Raw genomic sequence first — 25125 nt, forward strand, 5'->3', positions numbered from 1 at the left:
CAGGTCAAGGAGACCTCCATGCGCTTCAACCAACTCGCTGCCGCCCTGCTCATCTGTGCCTTGCCGGCCGTCAGCCAGGCCCGTGACACGGCGGTCTATCTGCCATTCGACAAAGCGGTCGCAGAGGCAACCCGCACCGGCAAGATCGACGGCAGCGTGAAATTCTATCTGGCGGGCAACGCCCCGGCCGGCAAAGTCAGCGTCGTCAGCCCTGGCGCGGTGACCAACAAGAAGACCAACGCCTTCAACAAGTCCGACCAGGAAGCCTGCGAGTGGGTCGTGCAATCGGCGATCATCAGCCTGCACCAGGCGGCGAAAAACGCCGGCGCCAATGCCGTGACCAACATCGTCAGCTTCTACAAGAGCAACGAGCGCAAGGATGCGAAAAACTATGAATGCCACGCGGGCGCGATCATGGCCGGCGTTGCGTTGAAGGGTGATCTGGCGACGGTTCAGTAACCGCCGGAAACGACAAAGGGCGCCTTTCGGCGCCCTTTTCAGTTCAGATCATGTGCTGGCATGCAGCTTCAGTCCCAGCGCTTTCATGACTTTGAGGATCGTTCCAAACTCGGGATTTACCTCACCTGACAGTGCGCGATAAAGACTTTCCCGTGACAGCCCTGCATCGCGCGCAACCTGGGTCATGCCACGCGCCCGAGCGATAGTGCCAAGTGCCTTGGCAATAAAAGCCGGGTCGTCACCCGCCTCCTCCATACAGGCGTCCAGATAGTTGGCCATGTCCTCTTCTGTCTTGAGGTACTCGGCTGAGTCCCAACGAGTGAATTGTTCGGTCATGGGTATTGCTCCTGCCAGGATTCCGCGATGAGCCTGGCTTGCTTGATGTCTCGAGATTGACTGCTCTTGTCTCCACCACAAAGGAGGATAACCAGCTGACGACCTTGCTGCATGAAATAGACCCGATATCCCGGGCCATAGTCAATTCGAGCTTCGCTGATCCCTTCGCCAATGGCTTTGACATCACCGAAGTTTCCCTCAGCCATACGATCAATTCGCACCTGAATACGCATCCTGGCGCGACTATCAGCCAGCTTCACAAGCCAGCTCGAGAATGTGGAGCTTCGAAGTATCTCAGTCATGCTCGCAAGTGTAGCCGTTGAGCTACACGCACTCTACATGGACTTCTCTCTGTCCGATATACGGCGTCTACACTCGTCATACCCGTAATTTGCTGCGCGTTACGTCAAGGAGATGACCATGCAAGCGAAAGCCCTGATCGCCGCCGCCCTCTTCAGCCTGCTTCCCGGCGCCAGCCACGCCACCAATTTGATGTACATGCCGTTCGAAACCGTGCTGTCGGATGCGATTCGGGCCGGGCGGCTGGATGGCAGTGTGAAGTTTTACCTGATCGGCAATGGACCTCAGGGGACTCAGCGGATGTTGCAGCGCGGCGTGGTCAGCGATCTGAAGACCAACGGCTTCAACAAGAGCGATCACGACTCCTGCGAGTGGGTGCTGCAGTCGAACCTGATTGCCCTGCAGGCCCAGGCCAAGCGCGTCGGGGCCAACGCGGTGACCAATATCGTCAGCTACTACGACCAGCATGTGCGCAAGGATCTGAACACATACGAATGTCGCGCCGGGGTGTTTGTGACGCGGGTGGCGTTGAAGGGTGATCTGGTGCGGCTGCGTTGATCAGCCGGCTTCGACCTTGCGCGTGAGCAATTCGACAAACGCCTTGGCCATCGGTGATTTCTGGTCCTTGCGCTGCACCAGCCACACGGCCGTCACGGCCTCGGAATCCAGCAGCGGTCGATAGACCACGCCGTCGATGCGCATCCGCTGATACGAGGCCGGCATGACCGACACGCCCAGACCTGCCGCCACCAGTCCGATGATGGTCATCGCCTCCCCCGCTTCCTGAGCGAAGTGCGGGCTGAAACCGGCGTCACGGGCCAGGCTGATCAGTTGCGAGTACAAACCACTGCCGTAGCTGCGGGGGAAGAACACGAACGGTTCGAGGGCCAGCGCCGAGAGGAACAGCCCCTCTTCAGAGCCCTGCGCCAGCGGATGTTTGGAGCTGAGCACGGCCACCAGCGGCTCACGCATGAGTTCGACCACGCTCAACGAATCCGGCAAACCCAGCGGCCGCATGATGCCGACCTCGATCGACTCGTCCACCAGTGCGTCGGCCACCATGGTGCTGCTCATCTCCCGCAGGTTCAGGTGCACGGCCGGGAAACGCTGGCGGAAGGAAAAAATCGCCTGGGGAATGGTCGAGTTGAACGGCGCCGAGGAGGTGAAGCCGATTTTCAATTCACCCAATTCACCGAGTTGCGCGCGGCGGGCCACGTCCGCCGCTTTGTCGACCTGGGCCAGCACCAGCCGCGCCTCTTCCAGAAACAACCGCCCGGCCTCGCTGAGCTCGACCCGACGATTGGTACGCTCGAACAGCCGTGCGCCGACTTCCTGTTCCAGCGCCTGAATCTGCTGGCTCAGCGGTGGCTGGGAGATGCCCAGCACCTGTGCGGCGCGGCCGAAGTGCAGTTCTTCGGCGACGGCGATGAAGTAGCGCAGATGACGCAATTCCATGGACACCCCATTAGGTCGTAAAAGCTATCAAACAGGTCGAACAATATATTGGATAGAAACATTAGCCAGCTATATGATTTTTTCATTGCTTGCCTGTCCGCGCCCTCCGAGGTCTGATGTGAAAACCGCCGTCGCTCCACTGGCCCATGAAGTCCCGCCCGCTGCGGCGGACGATGTACTGACCGAACTGCAAGAGATCTACATCGAGAAAGGCACGCCCGCGTTCATGCGCACAGTGCTGGCATTGTTCAGCGGCGGCTTCGCGACCTTCGCCCTGCTGTACTGCGTGCAGCCGATGATGCCGCTGCTGTCTCACGAATATTCGATCAACGCGGCGCAGAGCAGCCTGATCCTGTCGGTGGCTACCGGCATGCTGGCCTTCGGTCTGCTGATCACCGGCCCGATTTCCGATCGGGTCGGGCGCAAACCGGTGATGGTCGCCGCGCTGTTTGCCGCCGCACTGTGCACCATCGCCAGTTCGATGATGCCGAGCTGGCACGGCGTGCTGATCATGCGTGCGCTGATCGGGTTGTCGCTGAGCGGACTGGCGGCGGTCGCAATGACGTACCTGAGCGAGGAAATCCATCCGCAGCACATCGGTCTGGCGATGGGCCTGTACATCGGCGGCAACGCGATTGGCGGGATGAGCGGGCGTCTGATCACTGGCGTATTGATCGACTTCGTCAGCTGGCACACGGCGATGATGGTGATTGGTGGCCTGGCGCTGATTGCGGCGGCGGTGTTCTGGAAGATCCTGCCGGAGTCGCGCAACTTCCGCTCCCGCTCGCTGCACCCGCGCAGTCTGCTCGACGGCTTCACCATGCACTTTCGCGATGCCGGCCTGCCGCTGCTGTTTCTTGAGGCGTTCGTGCTGATGGGCGCGTTCGTCACGTTGTTCAACTACATCGGCTATCGCCTGCTGGCCGAGCCGTATCATCTGGACCAGGTGTTTGTGGGGCTGTTGTCGGTGGTCTATCTGTCGGGCATCTACAGCTCGGCGAAGATCGGTTCGCTGGCCGACAAACTGGGCCGCCGCAAAGTCCTCTGGGCCACCATCGCCCTGATGTTCGCCGGCCTGGCCCTGACGATGTTCACACCGCTGCCACTGGTGATCATCGGCATGCTGATCTTCACCTTCGGCTTCTTCGGCGCCCACTCGGTGGCCAGCAGCTGGATCGGCCGCCGGGCGCTCAAGGCCAAGGGCCAGGCGTCGTCGTTGTACCTGTTCAGTTACTACGCCGGGTCGAGCATCGCCGGGACGGCGGGCGGGGTGTTCTGGCACATGGCGGGATGGAACGGGATTGGCCTGTTCATTGGCGCGTTGCTGCTGGTGGCGCTGTTGGTGGCGTTGAAGCTTGCGAAGTTGCCGCCGCTGGGTGGCGTCAAAGCCTGATTCACGCCCACAAAAAAACGCCCGGCATAAGCCGGGCGTTTTTTATTGAAACATGATCACTCGTGATACTGCGCCGACAACTCGTGCACCGCACGCAGGAACGCGCCGGCATGTTCCGGATCGACTTCCGGGGTGATGCCGTGGCCGAGGTTGAACACGTGACCACTGCCCTTGCCGTAGCTGGCGAGGATGCGGCCCACTTCAGTGCGGATCGCTTCGGGTTTGGCGTAGAGCACGGTCGGGTCCATGTTGCCTTGCAGCGCGACCTTGTCACCAACGCGGGTGCGGGCGTTGCCGATGTCGCAGGTCCAGTCCAGGCCCAGTGCGTCGGCGCCAGCGTCGGCGATGCTTTCCAGCCACAGGCCGCCGTTCTTGGTGAACAGGATCACCGGCACCTTGCGACCGTCGTGCTCGCGGATCAGGCCGCTGACGATTTTCTTCATGTAGGCCAGGGAGAATTCCTGATACGCCGCCGCCGACAGGTTGCCGCCCCAGGTATCGAAGATCTGCACCGCTTGCGCACCGGCCTGGATCTGGCCGTTGAGGTACGAGGTCACCGACTGCGCCAGCTTGTCCAGCAGCAGGTGCATGGCTTGCGGGTTGTCGTAGAGCATCGCCTTGGTCTTGCGGAAGTCTTTCGACGAGCCGCCTTCGACCATGTAGGTGGCGAGGGTCCACGGGCTGCCGGAGAAACCGATCAGCGGCACACGGCCGTTCAGTTCGCGGCGGATGGTGCTGACCGCGTCCATTACGTAGCCGAGGTCTTTGTGTGGATCGGGGATCGGCAGGGCTTCGATGTCGGCCAGGGTGCTGACGACTTTCTTGAAGCGCGGACCTTCACCGGTCTCGAAGTACAGGCCCTGGCCCATGGCATCGGGAATGGTGAGGATGTCGGAGAACAGGATCGCCGCGTCCAGTTGCGGATAGCGGTCGAGAGGTTGCAGCGTGACTTCGCAGGCGAATTCCGGATTCATGCACAGGCTCATGAAATCACCGGCCTGGGCGCGGCTGGCGCGGTATTCCGGCAGGTAGCGGCCGGCCTGGCGCATCATCCACACAGGGGTGACGTCTACGGGTTGCTTGAGCAGGGCGCGGAGGAAACGGTCGTTCTTCAGGGCAGTCATGTCGGCATCCGGAAAAAAAGTGCGGGCATTTTCTCAGAGCGCGACGCAAAAGGCACGGTTGCAGGTCAGCCTTTTGTCTATCGGGTCAATTTGTCGCAATGATTTCGCGGATTTCAGCAACACCCTGAAAACAATGTGGGAGCTGGCAAGCCAGCTCCCACAGGTATTGCGGTGCAGTTTCGAACCGGGTTTAGACGCCCAGGTAATCCAGGATCCCCTCAGCCGCATTGCGGCCTTCGAAGATCGCCGTCACCACCAGGTCGGAACCGCGCACCATGTCGCCACCGGCGAAGATTTTCGGGTTGCTGGTCTGGTGCTTGTACTGACCTTGCTCAGGCGCAACGACGCGGCCCTGGCTGTCGGTCTGGATTTCGAACTGCTCGAACCACGGCGCCGGACTCGGACGGAAACCGAACGCGATGACCACGGCGTCGGCCGGGATGATCTCTTCGGAGCCCGGGATCGGCTCGGGGCTGCGACGGCCACGGGCGTCCGGTTCGCCGAGACGGGTCTCGACCACTTTCACGCCTTCGACCTTGTCTTCGCCGACGATCGCGATCGGCTGACGGTTGTAGAGGAATTTCACGCCTTCTTCCTTGGCGTTCTTCACCTCTTTGCGCGAGCCGGGCATGTTCGCTTCGTCACGACGATAGGCGCAGGTCACCGACTTGGCGCCCTGGCGGATCGAGGTACGGTTGCAGTCCATCGCCGTGTCGCCGCCGCCCAGCACCACGACCTTCTTGCCTTTCATGTCGACGAAATCTTCCGGCGACTTTTCAAAGCCCAGGTTGCGGTTGACGTTGGCGATCAGGAAGTCCAGCGCGTCGTAGACACCCGGCAGATCCTCACCGGCAAAACCGCCCTTCATGTAGGTGTAGGTGCCCATGCCCATGAACACGGCATCGTATTCGGCGAGCAGTTGCTCCATGGTCACGTCCTTGCCGACCTCGGTGTTGAGGCGGAATTCGATGCCCATGCCGGTGAAGACTTCGCGACGATTGCTCAGCACGGTCTTCTCAAGCTTGAACTCGGGGATGCCGAAGGTCAGCAGACCGCCGATTTCCGGGTTCTTGTCGAACACCACCGGAGTCACGCCGCCGCGCACCAGCACGTCCGCACAACCGAGGCCCGCCGGGCCTGCACCGATGATCGCGACACGCTTGCCGGTCGGTTTGACCTTGGACATGTCCGGGCGCCAGCCCATGGCGAACGCGGTGTCGGTGATGTACTTCTCGACCGAACCGATGGTCACCGCGCCGAAGCCGTCGTTGAGGGTGCACGCACCCTCGCACAGACGATCCTGCGGGCATACCCGGCCGCAGACTTCCGGCAGGGTGTTGGTCTGGTGCGACAGCTCGGCGGCCTGGAGGATGTTGCCCTCGGCCACCAGCTTAAGCCAGTTCGGAATGAAGTTGTGCACCGGGCACTTCCATTCGCAGTACGGGTTGCCGCAACCCAGGCAGCGGTGGGCCTGGTCGGCCGACTGCTGGGGTTTGAACGGTTCGTAGATTTCCACGAACTCTTTCTTGCGTTGACGCAACAGTTTCTTCTTCGGATCCTTGCGCCCGACATCGATGAACTGGAAGTCGTTATTCAGACGTTCAGCCATTGTTAAAACCTCATCAAACTCTTCAGGCGCATATCACTGCGGGTTGGCACGGGTGCTGGAAAGCAACGACTTCAGGTTGGCAGCCTTCGGCTTGACCAGCCAGAAACGACGCAGGTAGTCATCGAGGTTCTCGGCGAGTTCACGACCCCACTCGCTGTCGGTTTCCGCGACGTACTCGTTCAGCACGTTCTGCAGGTGGCTGCGATAGGCTTCCATCGCCTCGCCGCTGATCCGCTGGATTTCCACCAGTTCGTGGTTGACCCGGTCAACGAAGGTGTTGTCCTGGTCGAGCACGTAGGCGAAACCGCCGGTCATGCCAGAGCCGAAGTTGTAACCGGTCTTGCCCAGGACGCAGACAAAACCACCGGTCATGTACTCGCAGCAGTGATCGCCGGTGCCTTCCACGACGGTGTGGGCACCGGAGTTACGCACGGCGAAACGCTCGCCCGCAGTGCCGGCGGCGAACAGCTTGCCGCCGGTGGCGCCGTACAGGCAGGTGTTGCCGATGATGGCGCTGTTTTGAGTCTGATAAACGCTGCCCTTTGGCGGCACGATGACCAGTTTGCCGCCGGTCATGCCTTTGCCGACGTAGTCGTTGGCGTCGCCTTCCAGGTACAGGTTCAGACCGCCGGCGTTCCACACGCCGAAGCTCTGACCCGCAGTGCCCTTGAAGCGGAAGGTGATCGGCGCCTTGGCCATGCCCTGGTTGCCGTGCTTGCGCGCGATTTCGCCGGAGATCCGCGCGCCGATCGAACGGTCGCAGTTGCAGATGTCCAGATCGAACTCGGCACCGCTGAGGTCGTTGATCGCCGACGTCGCCATCTCGACCATTTTCTCGGCCAGCAGGCCCTGGTCGAACGGCGGGTTGCGCTCGACGCCGCAGAATTGAGGCTTGTCCGCCGGGATGTGGTCGCTGCCCAGCAGCGGAGTCAGATCGAGGTGATGTTGCTTGGCAGTCTGGCCTTCGAGGATTTCCAGCAGATCGGTGCGGCCGATCAGCTCTTCGAGGGAGCGCACGCCGAGCTTGGCCAGCCACTCACGGGTTTCTTCGGCGACGTAGGTGAAGAAGTTCACCACCATGTCGACGGTGCCGATGTAGTGATCCTTGCGCAGCTTCTCGTTCTGGGTCGCAACGCCGGTGGCGCAGTTGTTCAGGTGACAGATACGCAGGTATTTGCAGCCCAGGGCGATCATCGGTGCAGTACCGAAGCCGAAGCTTTCGGCGCCGAGGATCGCTGCCTTGATCACGTCGAGGCCGGTTTTCAGGCCGCCGTCGGTCTGCACCCGGACCTTGCCGCGCAGGTCGTTGCCGCGCAGGGTCTGGTGGGTTTCGGCGAGGCCGAGTTCCCACGGTGCGCCGGCGTACTTGATCGAGGTCAGCGGCGAAGCACCGGTGCCACCGTCGTAGCCGGAGATAGTGATCAAGTCCGCATAGGCCTTGGCCACACCGGCGGCGATGGTGCCGACGCCTGCTTCAGCCACGAGCTTCACCGAAACCAGCGCCTTCGGGTTGACTTGTTTCAGGTCAAAGATCAGCTGCGACAAGTCTTCGATGGAATAGATGTCGTGGTGCGGCGGTGGCGAAATCAGGGTCACGCCCGGTACTGCGTAACGCAGCTTGGCGATCAGCCCGTTCACTTTACCGCCCGGCAGTTGACCGCCCTCGCCCGGTTTGGCGCCCTGGGCGACCTTGATCTGCAGCACTTCGGCGTTGACCAGGTATTCCGGGGTCACACCGAAACGGCCGGTCGCGACCTGTTTGATTTTCGAGCTCTTGATGGTGCCGTAGCGCGCCGGGTCTTCGCCGCCTTCGCCGGAGTTGGAACGCGCACCGAGGCGGTTCATGGCTTCGGCCAGGGCTTCGTGAGCCTCCGGCGACAGGGCGCCCAGCGAGATACCGGCGGAGTCGAAGCGCTTGAGCACCGATTCCAGCGGCTCGACTTCACTGATGTCCAGCGGCATTTCGAGGGTCTTGACCTTGAACAGGTCGCGGATCATCGACACCGGACGGTTGTCCACCAGCGAGGTGTATTCCTTGAACTTGGCGTAGTCGCCCTGTTGCACGGCAGCTTGCAGGGTGTTGACCACGTCCGGGTTGTACGCGTGGTATTCGCCACCGTGGACGAACTTCAGCAGACCGCCCTGCTGGATCGGCTTGCGCGGACTCCAGGCTTCGGTGGCCAGTGCTTTCTGCTCGGCTTCGATGTCGACGAAACGCGCACCCTTGATGCGGCTCGGCACGCCACGGAAGCTCAGATTGCAGACTTCTTCGGACAGACCGATGGCTTCGAACAACTGAGCACCACGGTACGACGCGATGGTCGAGATGCCCATCTTAGACAGGATCTTCAACAGGCCCTTGGTGATGCCTTTGCGGTAGTTCTTGAACACCTCGTAGAGGTCGCCCAGGACTTCACCGGTACGGATCAGGTCGCCCAGCACTTCGTAGGCCAGGAACGGATAGACCGCCGACGCACCGAAGCCGATCAGCACCGCGAAGTGGTGAGGATCGCGTGCGGTGGCGGTTTCCACCAGGATGTTGGAGTCGCAGCGCAGGCCTTTTTCGGTCAGGCGATGGTGCACCGCGCCGGTGGCCATCGAGGCGTGGATCGGCAGTTTGCCCGGCGCGATATGGCGGTCGCTCAGGACGATCTGGGTACGACCGGCACGCACGGCTTCTTCAGCCTGATCGGCGACGTTGCGGATCGCCGCTTCGAGGCCGACGCTTTCGTCGTAATTGAGGTCGATGATCTGCCGCTCGAAACCCGGGCGGTCGAGGTTCATCAGCGAACGCCACTTGGCCGGGGAAATGACCGGCGAGCTGAGGATCACGCGCGAGGCGTGTTCCGGCGATTCCTGGAAGATGTTGCGCTCGGCACCGAGGCAGATTTCCAGCGACATCACGATCGCTTCACGCAGCGGATCGATCGGCGGGTTGGTCACCTGGGCGAACTGTTGACGGAAATAGTCGTACGGCGTGCGCACGCGCTGGGACAGCACGGCCATCGGCGTGTCGTCGCCCATCGAGCCAACGGCTTCGTAGCCTTGCTCGCCGAGCGGACGCAGTACCTGATCGCGCTCTTCGAACGTGACCTGATACATCTTCATGTATTGCTTGAGCTGATCGACGTCGTAGAAAGCCGAACCGTGATCGTTGTCTTCCATGGTCGCCTGGATGCGCAGGGCATTCTTGCGCAGCCATTGCTTGTACGGATGACGGGATTTCAGGCGGTTGTCGATCGCGTCGGTGTCGAGGATCTGACCGGTTTCGGTGTCCACGGCGAGGATCTGGCCAGGACCGACACGGCCCTTGGCGATCACGTCCTGCGGCTGGTAGTTCCAGACGCCGATTTCCGAGGCGACGGTGATGAAACCGTTGGTGGTGGTGACCCAGCGCGCCGGGCGCAGACCGTTACGGTCGAGCAGGCACACCGCGTAACGACCATCGGTCATTACCACGCCGGCCGGGCCGTCCCACGGTTCCATGTGCATCGAGTTGTACTCGTAGAACGCACGCAGATCCGGGTCCATGGTTTCGACGTTCTGCCACGCTGGCGGAATGATCATCCGCACGCCACGGAACAGGTCGATGCCACCGGTGACCATCAGTTCGAGCATGTTGTCCATGCTCGAAGAGTCGGAACCGACACGGTTCACCAGCGGGCCGAGTTCTTCCAGATCCATCAGATCGTTGGTGAACTTGGTGCGACGGGCCTGGGCCCAGTTGCGGTTGCCGGTGATGGTGTTGATCTCGCCGTTGTGGGCGAGGAAGCGGAATGGCTGGGCCAACGGCCATTTCGGCAGGGTGTTGGTGGAGAAGCGCTGGTGGAACACGCAGATCGCGGTTTGCAGGCGATGGTCACCCAGATCCGGATAGAACGCGGCCAGGTCGGCCGGCATCATCAGGCCTTTATAGATGATGGTCTTGTGGGAAAAGCTGCAGATGTAATGGTCGGTGTCGGCGGCGTTGGCCACCGACGAACGACGACGGGCGCTGAACAGCTTGACCGCCATGTCCTGATCGCTCAGGCCTTCGCCACCGATGTACACCTGCTCGATCTGCGGCAGGCGCTCAAGGGCGAGGCGGCCGAGGACGCTGGTGTCGATGGGCACTTTGCGCCAGCCGATCAGTTGCAGGCCTTCGGCCAGGATCTCGCGGTTCATGTTCTCGCGAGCGGCTTCGGCCTTGGCCGGATCCTGATTGAAGAAGACCATGCCCACGGCATATTGCTTGGGCAACTCGACGCTGAAGGTTTCCTGGGCAATGGCGCGCAGGAAGGCGTCGGGTTTTTGAATCAGCAGACCGCAACCGTCACCGGTCTTGCCGTCGGCATTAATCCCACCGCGGTGGGTCATGCAGGTCAGGGCCTCGATGGCCGTTTGCAATAGGGTATGACTGGGTTCGCCCTGCATATGGGCTATCAGGCCGAAACCGCAGTTATCCTTGAATTCATCTGGTTGGTACAGACCTGCTTTCATAGACACTTTCTCACCAGGCTGCCTCTTTTCGAGGCAAATTTCTTTTCAATTCAACCACTTGCATCTCGCGCCGAACGTACGCCGGCTTTGCGGGGGCAAAAGGGTGGTCATTGTACACAGCGACACAGACGCTCACAAATTTGACGACGAAATGTCGCAAATCTATGTCGCATTTGTGAAAGGTTTAAAGCGATCTGCTGTGCTAGTCAAAACTTTTTTAATTTTGACCGCAACGACTCAAAGACTACTGTGACGCAGACACCACAAGGCACGCGGCCCGTAAGGGCGGCGCGCACTTGTAGAAATTTTGAGGTGCTTGGAGAGGCGGCCTGGGTAAGGCCGCCGAATCTTCAGCGAGTTGTTGCCAGTTCCTGTTGGACGCTGGCGACAGTGCGAGGCCAAGGTTTACCAGCCTGAACCTTCGCTGGCAAGGCCTTGATGGCAGAAACGGCCGCATCACGATTGGCAAAGCTGCCATAGGTGATCACGTAGAGCGGCTTGCCGTTGAGGACTTTCTTGAAATAGCGGTACTCGCCGCCCTGCTCCTTGACGAAGCTTTGCGCAGCGGCTTCGGAGCTGGTGCCGAGGATCTGCACCACGTAGTTGCCCGGGGCTTGACCTGCGTACCAGCTGCCACCGGCGGCCTTGGCGACGGCGACCGGCTTCTCGGCGGCTTTCTCGGCCGGTTTGGCCGCTGCTACAGGCTTGGCAGGCGTTGGAGCAGGCTTGGCGACTGGCGCAGCCGGAACAGGCGCTGGCTTGGCCGTGGCAACCTGGGTCGGTGCCGGCGTCGGTTTGGCCGCAGGGACCGGAACCGGAGTCGGTGCAGGACCGGCAGGTACGCCAGCCGGTGGCGCGGTGGTGGTCACGGTCGGCGGTGTATTGCTCGAGCCTTCCAGCGGTACGCCGTCGTCACCTTCGGTGATCCCGCCGGCCGCTTCGGCCAATGGCTTGCGCATGACCGGTTGCGAATTGCCGACCAGCGGCAACGGCATCGGCTGGGTGTTACCGGCGAACTCCACGTTCGGCGCACCACCCTGGCCCAATGGCAGCTGAGCCTGTTCATTGGCCGGCGCGCCGGTGGTCGGCGCCTTGTTGCGACCGGGCATCAGCCAGGCGGCAGCGACCGCCACCACGACGACGGCGGAAATCGCCAATACGTGTTTCTTCGGCATGTTGAACCCCATACTTGGACGCTTCACCGCAGAGCGGCTGGCAATCATGACTTCGATCAGTGCATCGCGAGCGACCTGGTTGATGTTGCCGGGCCAACCCTCCGAGCTTTCGTGAATATCAGAGATCTGATCCGCGGTGAAAAGTTCGACACCACGGCCGGCACCTTCGAGCCGCTGGTCGAGATACTCGCGGGTTTCTTCTTCGGTGTACGGCTGCAATTCGATGACGTGGAAGCGCTCCTCCTCGAGGTGCAGGGCCTCAAGCTGGGCGATCAGCGACGACTCACCGAACAGGAACACATGCGGACGGCCTTCCGGCGCACCGGCACCCAAAGCCATCAGGGCTTCGAGGGCGGACTCGTCGAGCTGCTCGGCGTCATCCACCAGCAGGTAGACTTCCTGGCCGGTCAGCGCCAGTTGCACCACTTGATCGAGGATCGCCCCGACTTCGGCCTGCGCCACATTCAGCGCCTGGGCGACCTGACGCAGCACACCGGCTGCATCGCCGGCGCCACGGGCCGAGACGACAACACTCTGAACCGACTGCTTGTTGGTGCTGGCCACCAGCGCCTGGCGCAGCAACGTCTTGCCGCTGCCCTGAGGGCCGGTGACCACCAGCAGCAACTGGCTGTAACGCGCCAGGTGATGCAGTTGACCCAGCACCGGTTTGCGCTGGGCCGGGAAGAATTTGAAGCCCGGGACCCGTGGAGCGAAAGGGTCATGACTTAACTGGAAATGGCCGAGGAACGCCTCGTCGGCATGCAAACTAGTCATCGGAATCTTATTAACCTTTAAGCTGAGCCAGAGCGCGGTAATCCGCTCCCAGCGTGGCCTGTAGAACCTCTTTCGGATAATCGTCGGTCACTACCGCTTCGCCCATCCGGCGCAGCAGCACCAGGCGCAGACGACCGTCGATCACTTTTTTGTCAATTGCCATATGTTCGAGAAAATCGGCTTCGGTCATTTCTTCCGGCGGAACCACCGGCAAGCCGGCACGCTGGAACAGACGAATACCGCGATCACGCTCCTGCTCGCTGATCCAGCCGAGGCGCGCGGACATTTCCATCGCCATTACCGTGCCAGCAGCAACTGCTTCACCGTGCAACCAGACACCATAGCCCATGTGGGTTTCGATGGCGTGGCCGAAGGTGTGGCCGAGGTTGAGCGTGGCGCGTACACCGGTTTCCTTCTCATCGGCGCCGACCACCGCAGCCTTGGCGGCGCAGGAACGCTCGATGGCATAGGTCAGGGCTTTCTGGTCCAGTGAACGCAGGGCGTCGACGTTATCTTCGAGCCAGGTCAGGAACGGCTCGTCGCAGATCAGGCCGTACTTGATGACTTCCGCCAGGCCTGCCGAGAGCTCGCGCGCTGGCAGGGTTTTCAGGGACGCCGTATCGATCAGCACCACGTTCGGCTGATAGAAGGCACCGACCATGTTTTTGCCCAACGGGTGGTTGATGCCGGTCTTGCCGCCCACCGACGAATCGACCTGGGACAGCAGCGTGGTAGGAATCTGGATGAAATCGACGCCGCGCTGGTAGCAGGCGGCTGCAAAACCGGCCATGTCGCCGATCACACCGCCACCGAGGGCGATCACCGTGGTGCGGCGGTCATGACGGGCGGTCAGCAGACCGTCAAAGATCAGTTGCAGGGTTTCCCAGTTCTTGAAGGCTTCGCCGTCCGGCAACACCACGGAAACCACCGAGAACTGCGACAGACTGCGGGTCAGACGCTCGAGATAGAGCGGCGCAACGGTCTCGTTGGAGATGATTGCCACTTGCCGCCCATGGATGTGCGGCACCAGCAATTCAGGCTGATCCAACAGTCCTTCGCCAATATGAATCGGGTAGCTGCGCTCGCCTAGATCGACCTTGAGTGTCTGCATGTGTCCCCACAGTGAAGATGGAAGCAGGCGTCCTGCCTTGAATAATCGGATGTCCCCGGTCTTGAGAGGTGTGACGCCGCTTGCGTGCGATCCGCCACAACCCTCGACAGGACGCCGAGGATAGCGCATTTCGGGCGGCGCTTTAACGGGGTGGAAGTTGCGCCAGACGGTCAAGAATGTCGAGCACCACCATGCGTGGCGGCCGCTCGTCGGTTTCCACCACCAGATCGGCGATTTCCCGATAAAGCGGATCGCGGATGGCCAGCAGGTCGCGCAGGGTTTTCTCGGGATTGGCCGTGCGCAGCAGCGGGCGATTGCGGTCGCGGGAGGTGCGGCCAACCTGCTGTTCGACGGAGGCGTGCAGATACACCACCCGCCCGCCCTCGTGCAGGGCCTTGCGGTTGGCATCGCGCATCACCGCGCCGCCGCCCGTCGCCAGCACTACGCCGTCGAACGCGCACAGCTCGGCGATCATCGCCTGCTCACGATCACGAAAACCGGGCTCGCCTTCCTTGTCGAAGATCCACGGGATATTGGCGCCCGTACGCAGTTCAATTTCCTTGTCGGAATCCTTGAACGGCAGGCGCAGCTCTTTGGCCAGTAATCGGCCGATGGTGCTTTTTCCAGCGCCCATCGGTCCTACAAGAATCAAATTTCGCACAGAATCAACGACTCACAGCAATCGCCTGGTTATTCATGATACGCGGAGTGAGGAATACCAGCAGCTCGGATTTTTTCTCCGAAACCACATCACGCCGGAAAAGGCGGCCAAGATACGGCACATCGCCAAGAAATGGCACCTTATCTACGACCTTGCTTTGAGTATTTGAGAAAACCCCGCCAATCACGATGGTCTCGCCGTCGTTCACCAGCACCTTGGCGTTGACCTCGTTTTTCTTGATCGGCGGTACATCCTGCACTTTGTTCAGGTAGTCCGGCTCATCCTTGGTGACCTTCACCTCCATGATGATGCGGTTGTCCGGGGTGATCTGCGGCGTGACCTCCAGCGACAGCGAGGCCTCCTTGAACGACACCGACGTAGCGCCGCTGGAGCTGGCTTCCTGATACGGAATCTCGGTGCCCTTGAGGATTTTCGCGGTCTCCTTGTCGGAAGTGACCACCTTGGGTTGCGAGACGATTTCGCCGTTGCCGGTCTTCTCCATCGCCGTCAGCTCAAGGTCCAGCAAGACGTTGTCGGTGATGAACGCAATGCCGATCCCGGAGGTGTTGTTGACCGTACCCATGTCGACGAACGGCGAGTTGGTGCTGGTGCTGCCCGGCGTGCCGATGGTGGTCGACGAGCCATTGCTGACCCCGGAAGTGTTCCAGTTGCCCTTGTTCTGGATCGACCCGCCCCAGCGCACGCCCAGGCTCTTGTCGTAATCGACGTTGGCCTCGACGATCCGCGCTTCGATCATCACCTGGCGCACCGGAATATCCAGTTGCGCCACGATGCGCCGCAGTTCGTCGAGGCGATCCTGGGTCTGGTAGGCGATGATGTTGTTGGTGCGCTCATCGACGGTGATCGAACCCCGTTCATCGACCTTGGCCTCGGCGCTGGTGACCGACTGGAACAGCTTGGCGATGTCTGCCGCCTTGGCGTAGTTCACTTGCAGCAGTTCACGGCGCAGTGGCGCCAGTTCGGCGATCTGCTTCTGCGACTCCAGTTCCTGCCGTTCGCGGGCGGCGATTTCATCCGCCGGCGCCACCAGCAACACGTTGCCGACCTTGCGTTTGTCCAGGCCTTTGGTCTTGAGCACCAGATCCAGCGCCTGATCCCACGGTACGTTTTGCAGGCGCAAGGTGATCCCGCCCTGCACCGTATCGCTGGCCACCAGGTTGAGATTGGTGAAGTCCGCGATCAGTTGCAGCACCGAACGCACGTCGATGTCCTGGAAATTCAACGAAAGCTTTTCACCGCTGTAGCTGTTGCGGTCGGCGTTGCGCTTTTGCAGGTCGTCGATGGTCAGCGGACGGATACTCACCGTCAGCTTGTTGTCGGTCTGGTAGGTGGAATAGTCGAACGTGCCGCCGGGCTCGACGGTGATGGTCGCCCGATCGCCGCTGACGCCGGCATTGACGAACTGCACCGGGGTGGCGAAGTCCTTGACGTCGAGACGCACCCGCAGCGGTTCGGGCAACTGGGTGCGGGCGAAGTTGAGGATGATCTTGCCGTCGTGCTCCTGGATGTCCGGCGCGATGGTCGGGTCGGACAGGTCGATCACGACATTGCCCTCACCCGCCGTGCCACGCTGGAAGTCAACGCCACGAATGGCTCTGGCGACGGGTGCGTAAGTCCGCGCCGGGGCTGCCACCGGCGTGGCACGCGGTGTCTTCGCGACAGGTCGCGGTGCGCTGGCCTTGGTGCCCTGCCCGACCACCACGAACAGTGTGTTGCCCTCGACCCGGGCGTCATACGGCGCCAATTGCGTCAGGTTGATGATCAACCGGGTACGGTCATTGGCCTCGACCACCGTGGCAGAGCGCGCATTGCCGCTACCGAGATCGCGGGTCTTGGTCGCGAGCTGGCTGGCCACTCCCGGCAGGTCGAGGGCGATCCGCGCCGGCGAATCGGTGGTGTAACCCTTGGGCTGCGGCGGCGGACCGTCGAACGACAGTTTCAGCTCGACGCGATCACCCGGCAGCGCCGCCACGTCCAGCGTCTTCAGGTTGGCCGCGTGAACCATCGGTGAAAGCAGCGCTATCCATAGCGAAAAACCGAGGGTGGAGAAAATCCTGTTCATTGTTCGACTTCCACTATGAGTGCTCTTTCAAAGGAATGGTGCGCGGCCGCTCCAGCCAGGCGCCTTCGCCGTCGGGAACGATTTCGACCACATCGACCTGGGAGGCGCTGATCGCGACGATGCGTCCGTCGTTGCGCCCCAGGTAATCGCCGACCTTCAGCCGGTGCACCCCGCCCGCCCCGCGCAGCAGCGCAAAGGAACCGGAGGCATTGGAAATCGTGCCGACCATCTCGAACTGCTCGATGTTGAAACCTTCGAGGTATTGCTTGACCCGGTTCGGGTCCGGCTTGACGTTGCGCGAGCCGTGCTGCTGCCCGGCCAGATCGACCCGCACCTGACGCGAGAAAGGACTGCGCAGATTGGACGCGCTGTAGGTGAACGTCGGGTAGGAACGAAAGGTCGGCGTCGGCTCGATCTTGCCCGGCGGCCGCAGACGCACTTCATTCATGTACGCATCGAGATCGCCGAAGTCGTTGCCGCCGCAACCGCTCAGCCCCAGCATCAATGCCGACAACAGAAGAAAACGGATCGGGCTCATTTTTGCAGCCCCTTGTCGTTGTAGCGGTACGTCTTGGCGAGGATGCTCATGCGCAACTTGGTCCCGCCTTCCGGGTTGGCCGGCGCCAGCTCGAAGTCGTGCAGCGTGACGATCCGCGGCAGTCCGGCCACGCCGCTGACGAAGGTGGCAAGGTCGTGATAGGCGCCCGTGACGGTGATCTGGATCGGCAATTCGATGTAGAACTGCTGCGTCACCTCCGGCAACAGCTTGATTTCCTCGAACTCAAGACCGCTGCCCAGACCGGTGCGGGTGATGTCCTCCAGCAATCCCGGCACTTCGGTGTCACTGGGCAATTGCCGCAACAGCACGCCGAACGAATTCTCCATCTCCTTCATCTGCTGGGTGTACAGCTCCAGATTGGCCGCCATGTGCGCCTTGCTGGAGAACTGCTCCTTGAGCGTGGCTTCTTCCGTGCGTTTGGTTTCGAGCTCGCTCTCCATGTCACTGACGAAAAAGTTGTAGCCCAGGGCCAGCACCAGAATCATCAGCAGCGCCCCGGCCAGGCCTTTCACCGCCGGCGGCCAGGAGCCAATGTTGCTGGTATCCAGGTCGTTGAAGTCAATATTGCGCAGGCTGGCCAGCCATTCGGACGGTTTCATTGGTCGTCCTCCAGGTTTTTCGGCCGGGTCTGATGGACAGTCAACTGGAACACGTTGGCCTGATCCAGTTGCCCCGCCGTGGTTGCCTTGACCTCGTTCAGGGTCGGCGCATCGAACCAGTCGGACGCCTCAAGATTGCGCATCAGGTCGGAGACCCGGTTGTTCGATTCCGCCGCACCGCTGATCGACAGGGTCTTGCCGACCATCTTCACGCTGGTGAAATAGACGCCATCGGGCAGGGTGCGCGCCAGTTGATCGAAGATCCTCCCGCTGACCTGCCGGTTGCCCTGCAGGTCCTGGATGATGCGCATGCGCTCCAACAGTTGCTGGCGACGCGCCTTGAGTTCGCTGATCTGCTTGATCCGCTCATCGACCACGGCAATCTGCTTGCCGATGTAATCGTTGCGCGCCTGCTGATGTTCTATGGCCGTGCTGAATATCTGAGCGGCAATGAATACCGCGCCGACCGAACCGACCACCACGCCGGTCAGGGTCAGCAGAAAGCGTTTGCGCCGTTCTTCGCGGCGCTCCTCGCGCCAGGGGAGAAGGTTGATCCGCGCCATCAGTCGAAACTCCTGAGCGCGAGCCCGCAGGCAATCATCAGGGCCGGCGCATCACTGGCCAGGGCCCCGGCGTTGACCTTGCTGCTCAAGGCCATGTCGGAAAACGGATTGGCGACCTGGGTCGGGGTGTCGAGGCGCTCTTCGATCAACCGGTCCAGCCCCGGCACCGAGGCCGTGCCGCCGGCCAGCAGAATGTGATCGACCGCGTTGTACTGGCCGGAAGCAAAGAAAAACTGCAGGGAACGCGACACCTGTTGCACCAGCGCCTCGCGAAACGGCTGCAGGACCTCACCGACATAATCGTCCGGCAGACCGCCCTGCTTCTTGGCCAGCCCGGCCTGCTCGAGGGTCAGGCCATAGCGGCGCTGGATTTCCTCGGTCAGCTGGCGCCCGCCGAACAGTTGCTCGCGAGTGTAGATAATCCGCCCGTTGTGCAGGACGCTGAGGGTGGTCATGGTCGCGCCGATGTCGACCACCGCAACGGTCAGGCGCTCCTGCGAGGCTGCCAGTTGCGTGGCCAGCAGGCCGAACGAGCGCTCCAGCGCATAAGCCTCGACGTCGACCACCCGCGCGGTCAGGCCGGCAAGGGCCAGCGCCGCCTCACGGACTTCGACGTTTTCCTTGCGACAGGCGGCCAGCAGCACGTTGACCCGCTCGGGATTGCGCGGCGAAACGCCCTGGACTTCGAAATCGATGGCGACCTCGTCCAGCGGATAGGGAATGTATTGATCGGCTTCGATCTTGAGCTGGTTTTCCAGCTCGTCGTCGGACAGCCCGGCGTCCATTTCGATGACCTTGGTGATCACCGCCGAGCCGGCCACCGCCACCGCCACGCTCTTGAGCCCGGTGCGAGCCTTGGCCAGCACCCGGGACAGGGCATGCCCGACGCCTTCAAGCTCGGCGATGTTCTTCTCGACCACGGCATTGGCCGGCAACGGCTCCACCGCGTATGCCTCGACCCGGTAGCGCTCGCCCTGACGGCTCAGCTCCAGCAGCTTCACCGAAGTGGAGCTGATATCGATCCCCAGCAACGTATTGGTCTTTTTATTGAAGAGTCCTAGCACTACCAATTCCCTATGACTTTCCGTGAGTTACGGACTCTGTAATGCGCATTGCGTTCCCTCGCCCCGTCTTGACAGAAGCGCAAATGACGCCCCCAGCGGAAAAGTGCTTATAATGCCCAGCGATTTTTTCCGCTTTTTACTGCCGGCGCGGGCCGTTCTGTGTGTTCCCGGAACCCTGTCGCCCAATTCATTCTTTGCCCTGGATGTCCAAAAGCCTTGATTCGTCTGCTGAAATTCTTCGGTTGGTCCATCGTCGCCGTTTTCTGCGGACTGCTTTTAGTTCTCAGCGGCGCGTTTCTTTACCTTAGTCCGGGTTTGCCATCTGTGGAGGCGCTGAGAAGCATTCAGTTGCAGATTCCGCTCCGGGTCTACAGCAGCGACAACAAGTTGATCGCAGAATTTGGCGAAATGCGCCGTACTCCGATCCGTTTCGCCGACATTCCCCCCAATTTCATCAATGCGTTACTAAGTGCTGAGGACGACAACTTCGCCAATCACTATGGCGTCGATCCGAGCAGCCTGATGCGTGCCGCGACCCAACTGGTCAAGAGCGGGCACATCCAGTCCGGCGGCAGCACCATCACCATGCAGGTGGCGAAGAACTTCTTCCTGACCAGCGAACGCAGCTTCTCGCGCAAGACCACGGAAATCCTCCTGGCCCTGCAGATCGAGCGCCAGCTGACCAAGGACGAGATCCTCGAGCTGTACGTGAACAAGATTTATCTGGGCAACCGCGCCTACGGCATCGAGGCGGCGGCGCAGGTGTATTACGGCAAGTCGATCCGTGAGGTCAGCCTGGCGCAGATGGCGATGATCGCCGGCCTGCCGAAGGCCCCGTCGCGCTTCAACCCGCTGGCCAACCCGGCGCGCAGCAAGGAGCGTCGCGACTGGATCCTCGGGCGCATGTACAAGCTCGGCAAGATCACCGAAGCCGACTACACCGCTGCCATCAACGAGCCGCTGAACGCCAGCTATCACGTGCCGACCCCGGAAGTGAACGCGCCGTACATCGCCGAGATGGCCCGTGCCGAAATGGTCGGCCGTTACGGCAGCGACGCCTATACCGAAGGTTTCCGCGTCACCACCACGGTGCCGAGCAACCTGCAGGAAATGGCCAACACCGCGCTGCACGAAGGCCTGATGACCTACGACCAGCGTCACGGCTACCGTGGCCCTGAATCGCGCCTGCCGGGCAAGACCCATGAAGCCTGGGCCACCGAGCTGACCAAGCAACGCACCATCAGCAGCCTCGAGCCGGCCATCGTCACCCAGGTCGACAAGAACGGCCTGCAAGTGCTGACCCGTACCGGTGAAGAGCATGTGGCGTGGGACACCATGAAATGGGCCCGTCCGTTCCTCAATACCAACAGCATGGGCGCCGCGCCGCGTCAGCCATCGGATGTCGCGCAGGTCGGCGACCTGGTGCGCGTACAGCGCCAGCCGAACAATTCGCTGAAGTTCAGCCAGATTCCGCAGGCGCAAGGCGCGCTGGTGTCGCTGGATCCGCAGAACGGTGCAATCCGCTCGCTGGTCGGCGGTTTCGCCTTCGAACAGAGCAACTACAACCGTGCCATGCAGGCCAAGCGTCAGCCGGGCTCGAGCTTCAAGCCATTCGTCTACAGTGCCGCGCTGGATAACGGCTACACCGCCGCCACGCTGGTCAACGACGCGCCGATCGTGTTCGTCGACGAGTATCTGGACAAGGTCTGGCGTCCGAAGAACGACACCAACACCTTCCTCGGCCCGATCCGCCTGCGCGAAGCGCTGTACAAGTCGCGCAACCTGGTTTCGATCCGCCTGCTGCAAGCCATGGGTGTAGGCAAGACCATCGACTACATCACCCGCTTCGGTTTCAACAAGCAGGACCTGCCGCCAAACCTGTCCCTGGCGCTGGGCACCGCGACCCTGACCCCGATGGAAATCGCCACCGGCTGGAGCACCTTCGCCAACGGCGGTTACAAGATCACCCCGTACATCATCGACAAGATCGAAAGCCGCAATGGCGACACGCTGTTCGTCGCCAACCCGCCGACCGTGCCACAGGGCGGCGCGGCCACCGACGGCATCGCGGCACCGGCGACCCAACCGATCACCGTCGACGCAGCACCGGTTCCAGGGGAAGCACCGGGCAGCGCCGCAATGCCACAGGCTCCGGCAGTCGCCGAGCGCATCGTCGATGGCCGCACCACCTACATCCTCAACAGCATGTTGCAGGACGTGATCAAGCTCGGCACCGGTCGTCGCGCACTGGCCATGGGCCGCAGCGACATCGCGGGCAAAACCGGTACCACCAACGAATCCAAGGATGCCTGGTTCTCCGGTTACAACGCCGATTACGTGACCACGGTCTGGACCGGTTTCGACCAGCCGGAAAGCCTCGGCCGCCGGGAGTTCGGCGGCACCGTGGCGCTGCCGATCTGGATGAACTACATGAGCGCCGCGCTCAAGGACAAGCCGCCGCATGTACAGGCCGAACCGGAAGGCATCCTCAGCCTGCGGGTAGACCCGGTCAGCGGCCGCGCGGCTTCGCCGAGCACACCAGGCGCCTACTTCGAACTGTTCAAGGCCGAAGACACGCCGCCGTCGGTCAACGAGATCGGCAATGGCACGGCACCGGGCAGCCCGCTGCCGGCGGATGAACAGGCGCCGATCGATCTGTTCTGATCCTGACCTGCCAAAAAGCCCTGCCTTCGTGAGAAGGGCGGGGCTTTTTATTGCCTTCAGGATTGTGGCGGATGAACCGGCCAGACTCGAGCCAAAACCCTCAGGCACAAAAAAGCCCCGACTCTCACGAGCCGGGGCTTTCGCTTGAAGCGCTACAACGACTTAGCCGTTGAACACATCATCCACGCTTTTCAGCGGGTAGTTCTTCGGATACGGCAGGGTCGCTACGCCGGTCTCGATCGCAGCCTTGGCCACGGCGTCGGAGATCACGGTGATCAGGCGCTTGTCCATTGGTTTCGGAATGATGTACTCACGACCGAATTCCAGGGAGATACCGCCGTAGGCGTCGCAGACTTCCTGAGGAACCGGCAGCTTGGCCAGTTCGCGCAGGGCGTTGGCGGCAGCGATCTTCATTTCTTCGTTGATGCGCTTGGCGCGAACGTCCAGGGCACCGCGGAAGATGAACGGGAAGCCCAGCACGTTGTTGACCTGGTTCGGGTAGTCCGAACGGCCGGTGGCCATGATCACGTCGTTGCGGGTGGCGTGGGCCAGTTCCGGGGAGATTTCCGGATCCGGGTTGGAGCACGCGAAGACGATCGGGTTGGCCGCCATGCGCTTGAGTTGCTCGGCGCTCAGCAGGTTCGGGCCCGACAGGCCGACGAATACGTCAGCGCCTTCGATGGCGTCGTCCAGGGTGCGCTTCTCGGTAGCGTGAGCGAACACAGCCTTGTACTGGTTCAGGTCGTCACGGCCAGCGTGGATCACGCCGGTACGGTCGATCATGAAGATGTTCTCGACCTTGGCGCCCATGCTCACCAGCAGTTTCATGCAGGAGATGGCGGCAGCGCCGGCGCCCAGGCAGACGATCTTGGCTTCGCCGAGGGTTTTGCCAGCGATTTCCAGGGCGTTGATCATGCCCGCAGCGGTCACGATCGCGGTGCCGTGCTGGTCATCGTGGAATACCGGAATGTCGCATTGCTCGATCAGAGCGCGTTCGATCTCAAAGCACTCAGGTGCCTTGATGTCTTCCAGGTTGATGCCACCGAAGGTGATGGAAATGCGTTTTACGGTGTCGATGAAGGCTTGCGGGCTTTCGGAGTCGACTTCGATGTCGAAGACGTCGATGCCGGCGAAGCGCTTGAACAGCACGCCTTTACCTTCCATCACTGGCTTGGAAGCCAGTGGGCCGAGGTTACCCAGGCCCAGAATCGCGGTGCCATCGGAAATGACTGCAACCAGGTTGCCCTTGCCGGTGTACTTGTAGGCCAGTTCAGGATCGCGGGCGATCTCGCGCACTGGTTCAGCTACGCCGGGGCTGTAGGCCAGCGACAGGTCGCGGGCGGTAGCAGTGGCCTTGGTGAGCTCGACACTCAGCTTTCCTGGACGAGGATTGGCGTGATATTCGAGAGCGGCAGTTTTCAGATCAGACATTTTGGCATTCCGCTTTTTACTGTTGGACAGACTGGTCAGCGAGGATACGCGCCTCGCAAAGTCCCCACAAGACTGCCCGGTCACCCCTGTCAAGCGCCCTGCCCTACGACTTTGGGCCAAGAGCCACGGCGCACAAGGGTTAGACTGTTCACAATCGACAGAAAAAATGTCTACAACTTTTTCTTCAGCGGGACGATTGCAACATCGAAGGGTCGGTCAGCGGCAACAGCCAGCGAGCCTGACCGGGTTTCAATCCGCCCCGTCGTGAGCGGTCGACCACCCAGCCCCGAGCCTCGATCTGCCTGCCCTTCAGCGCTTGCAGGGCGTTGCCATCAAAACGCTCCAGCAGATTGGGTGCAACACGCAGTACAAGCTTGTCCTGCAACTCGATCCAGATTCCGCCACGATTGCGCTGAACCTTGCTCACACGCCCGCTGACGATGGCGAAACCCGAGCGTTCGATCTGCTCCGCTTTCAGTACAGGCGAGCGCTTCCACAAGCCAAGCCCGGCCTGCCGCGCGCTGCGTTCGGCGGCTTGCTGACAATCGACAAGATTGACATTCGGTGCCACCGCGACCTGGAATCCAAGGCCATCGGCGAGCATTTGCGCTTCGAGGTTCTCACCCTTGGCGCTGAAAACATGGGCGAGCGTACGCCCGTAATGGTCTTTTGCTTGCGCACCAAGGCGCAAACCGACCCGACCGCCACTGTCGGCCACCAAGGTTTCCAGGCGTTTGCGCGCCGCCACGGCAAACGGCTCGTCGCTGCGCCCCTGCTTGCCCAGCTCGGGCGTGTTGAGGCCGATCAGGCGTACGCTGCGCCCGTCGCTCAGACGCAAGGTGTCTCCGTCGACCACTCGCTGCACGGAGACGCCAGTCAGGCCGGCGGGAGCCGCACAGAACGCCTGGGCACCGGACAGCCAAATCGCGGACACAAAAAAGGCGCCCACAAGGGACGCCTTTTTCATCAGACCGGAAAAGCCGCTGAGGTTTTCCAGAATGAGGGGCCTTAGGCCTTTTTCGCGCCAAAAGCACCGAAACGGTCGGCGAACTTCTGAACGCGACCACCGGTGTCCAGAGTCTTCTGCTTACCGGTGTAGAACGGGTGGCACTCGTTGCAAACGTCGATCGCCAGGGCTTTGCCGAAGGTCGAACGGGTTTCGAACTTGTTGCCGCAGCTGCAAGTTACTGCAACTTCTGGGTAATTCGGGTGGATATCGGCTTTCATGGTGTTTTCCTCAGCTGGCGTGCCGCCATCCAACACGATTGTTGAATACCGCACGTAAT

The 25125-nt window shown here is 61.5% G+C and carries 21 protein-coding genes; 4 read left to right on the forward strand and 17 right to left on the reverse strand.

From position 1 onward, the window contains the following. Positions 1–18: 18 nt before the first annotated feature. The gene (locus AC07NR_RS14970; protein ID WP_119429522.1) at positions 19–459 is read left to right on the forward strand and encodes an excinuclease; all 441 of its coding nucleotides are present in this window, start codon (positions 19–21) and stop codon (positions 457–459) included. Between the two features lie 48 nt (positions 460–507). Here the strand turns inward: AC07NR_RS14970 and AC07NR_RS14975 are convergent, their stop codons facing one another. Together AC07NR_RS14975 and AC07NR_RS14980 are read right to left on the reverse strand one after the other, a co-directional pair. Continuing rightward, positions 508–795 (reverse strand): addiction module antidote protein, encoded by a 288-nt coding sequence (locus tag AC07NR_RS14975; protein ID WP_011332089.1) that lies wholly within the window; start codon positions 793–795, stop codon positions 508–510. Continuing rightward, a complete protein-coding gene (locus tag AC07NR_RS14980; protein ID WP_265812570.1) occupies positions 792–1097 on the reverse strand; it encodes a type II toxin-antitoxin system RelE/ParE family toxin in 306 nt (101 codons plus the stop codon). The genes AC07NR_RS14975 and AC07NR_RS14980 overlap by 4 nt, the downstream gene beginning before the upstream one ends. Positions 1098–1215: 118 nt before the next feature. Here AC07NR_RS14980 and AC07NR_RS14985 point away from each other — a divergent pair, with 118 nt between their 5' ends. Further along, the gene (locus tag AC07NR_RS14985; RefSeq protein ID WP_495078865.1) at positions 1216–1653 is read left to right on the forward strand and encodes an excinuclease; all 438 of its coding nucleotides are present in this window, start codon (positions 1216–1218) and stop codon (positions 1651–1653) included. On the opposite strand, the gene AC07NR_RS14990 is transcribed toward AC07NR_RS14985, so the two are convergent. Continuing rightward, the gene (locus AC07NR_RS14990; protein ID WP_493157603.1) at positions 1654–2550 is read right to left on the reverse strand and encodes a LysR family transcriptional regulator; all 897 of its coding nucleotides are present in this window, start codon (positions 2548–2550) and stop codon (positions 1654–1656) included. 118 nt (positions 2551–2668) lie between these two features. Between AC07NR_RS14990 and AC07NR_RS14995 the strand changes: the two genes are divergently transcribed. Then, entirely contained in the window at positions 2669–3943 is a 1275-nt protein-coding gene (locus AC07NR_RS14995; RefSeq protein ID WP_085711064.1) for an MFS transporter, read from the forward strand. Between the two features lie 56 nt (positions 3944–3999). Here AC07NR_RS14995 and hemE read toward each other — a convergent pair whose 3' ends face one another. The 11 genes from hemE to AC07NR_RS15050 form a co-directional block, all read right to left on the reverse strand. Continuing rightward, positions 4000–5067, reverse strand: a complete 1068-nt coding sequence (gene hemE, locus AC07NR_RS15000) for a uroporphyrinogen decarboxylase (RefSeq protein ID WP_495078866.1) — start codon at positions 5065–5067, stop codon at positions 4000–4002. A 190-nt stretch (positions 5068–5257) separates the two neighbouring features. Further along, the gene (locus AC07NR_RS15005) at positions 5258–6676 is read right to left on the reverse strand and encodes an FAD-dependent oxidoreductase (RefSeq protein ID WP_007909438.1); all 1419 of its coding nucleotides are present in this window, start codon (positions 6674–6676) and stop codon (positions 5258–5260) included. A gap of 33 nt (positions 6677–6709) precedes the next feature. Then, the gene (gene gltB / locus AC07NR_RS15010) at positions 6710–11155 is read right to left on the reverse strand and encodes a glutamate synthase large subunit (protein WP_495078867.1); all 4446 of its coding nucleotides are present in this window, start codon (positions 11153–11155) and stop codon (positions 6710–6712) included. A gap of 350 nt (positions 11156–11505) precedes the next feature. After that, positions 11506–13104, reverse strand: coding sequence for an AAA family ATPase (locus AC07NR_RS15015; protein WP_495078868.1), 1599 nt, complete (start codon positions 13102–13104; stop codon positions 11506–11508). 10 nt (positions 13105–13114) lie between these two features. Beyond that, positions 13115–14215 (reverse strand): 3-dehydroquinate synthase, encoded by a 1101-nt coding sequence (aroB, locus tag AC07NR_RS15020; protein ID WP_495078869.1) that lies wholly within the window; start codon positions 14213–14215, stop codon positions 13115–13117. Positions 14216–14357: 142 nt separating this feature from the next. Beyond that, the gene (gene aroK / locus AC07NR_RS15025; RefSeq protein WP_011332081.1) at positions 14358–14876 is read right to left on the reverse strand and encodes a shikimate kinase AroK; all 519 of its coding nucleotides are present in this window, start codon (positions 14874–14876) and stop codon (positions 14358–14360) included. Between the two features lie 4 nt (positions 14877–14880). Continuing rightward, positions 14881–16959, reverse strand: coding sequence for a type IV pilus secretin PilQ (locus tag AC07NR_RS15030; protein ID WP_085711059.1), 2079 nt, complete (start codon positions 16957–16959; stop codon positions 14881–14883). Between the two features lie 13 nt (positions 16960–16972). Beyond that, positions 16973–17497 carry a pilus assembly protein PilP gene (locus tag AC07NR_RS15035; RefSeq protein ID WP_114881131.1) on the reverse strand — a complete coding sequence of 175 codons (525 nt, stop codon included), beginning with the start codon at positions 17495–17497 and terminating at the stop codon, positions 16973–16975. Next, positions 17494–18117 carry a type 4a pilus biogenesis protein PilO gene (pilO, locus tag AC07NR_RS15040; RefSeq protein ID WP_085711057.1) on the reverse strand — a complete coding sequence of 208 codons (624 nt, stop codon included), beginning with the start codon at positions 18115–18117 and terminating at the stop codon, positions 17494–17496. Before pilO ends, AC07NR_RS15035 begins: the two co-directional genes overlap by 4 nt. Then, positions 18114–18680 (reverse strand): PilN domain-containing protein, encoded by a 567-nt coding sequence (locus AC07NR_RS15045; protein ID WP_192552747.1) that lies wholly within the window; start codon positions 18678–18680, stop codon positions 18114–18116. Before AC07NR_RS15045 ends, pilO begins: the two co-directional genes overlap by 4 nt. Further along, entirely contained in the window at positions 18680–19744 is a 1065-nt protein-coding gene (locus AC07NR_RS15050) for a pilus assembly protein PilM (protein WP_248738596.1), read from the reverse strand. Before AC07NR_RS15050 ends, AC07NR_RS15045 begins: the two co-directional genes overlap by 1 nt. 216 nt (positions 19745–19960) lie before the next feature. Here AC07NR_RS15050 and AC07NR_RS15055 point away from each other — a divergent pair, with 216 nt between their 5' ends. Then, on the forward strand, positions 19961–22408 hold the full coding sequence (locus tag AC07NR_RS15055) for a penicillin-binding protein 1A (protein ID WP_423204734.1): 2448 nt from the start codon (positions 19961–19963) through the stop codon (positions 22406–22408). Between the two features lie 162 nt (positions 22409–22570). Here AC07NR_RS15055 and AC07NR_RS15060 read toward each other — a convergent pair whose 3' ends face one another. From AC07NR_RS15060 to rpmE, 3 genes are all read right to left on the reverse strand, one after another. Next, positions 22571–23839: a malic enzyme-like NAD(P)-binding protein gene (locus AC07NR_RS15060; protein WP_085711053.1), complete on the reverse strand. Its 1269-nt coding sequence runs from the start codon at positions 23837–23839 to the stop codon at positions 22571–22573. Positions 23840–24023: 184 nt separating this feature from the next. Then, positions 24024–24806: a thermonuclease family protein gene (locus tag AC07NR_RS15065; RefSeq protein WP_423204733.1), complete on the reverse strand. Its 783-nt coding sequence runs from the start codon at positions 24804–24806 to the stop codon at positions 24024–24026. Between the two features lie 41 nt (positions 24807–24847). Beyond that, on the reverse strand, positions 24848–25066 hold the full coding sequence (gene rpmE, locus AC07NR_RS15070; protein ID WP_007952398.1) for a 50S ribosomal protein L31: 219 nt from the start codon (positions 25064–25066) through the stop codon (positions 24848–24850). Positions 25067–25125 lie beyond the last annotated feature (59 nt).

The sequence above is a fragment of the Pseudomonas sp. GW821-FHT09C09 genome (assembly GCF_059418105.1).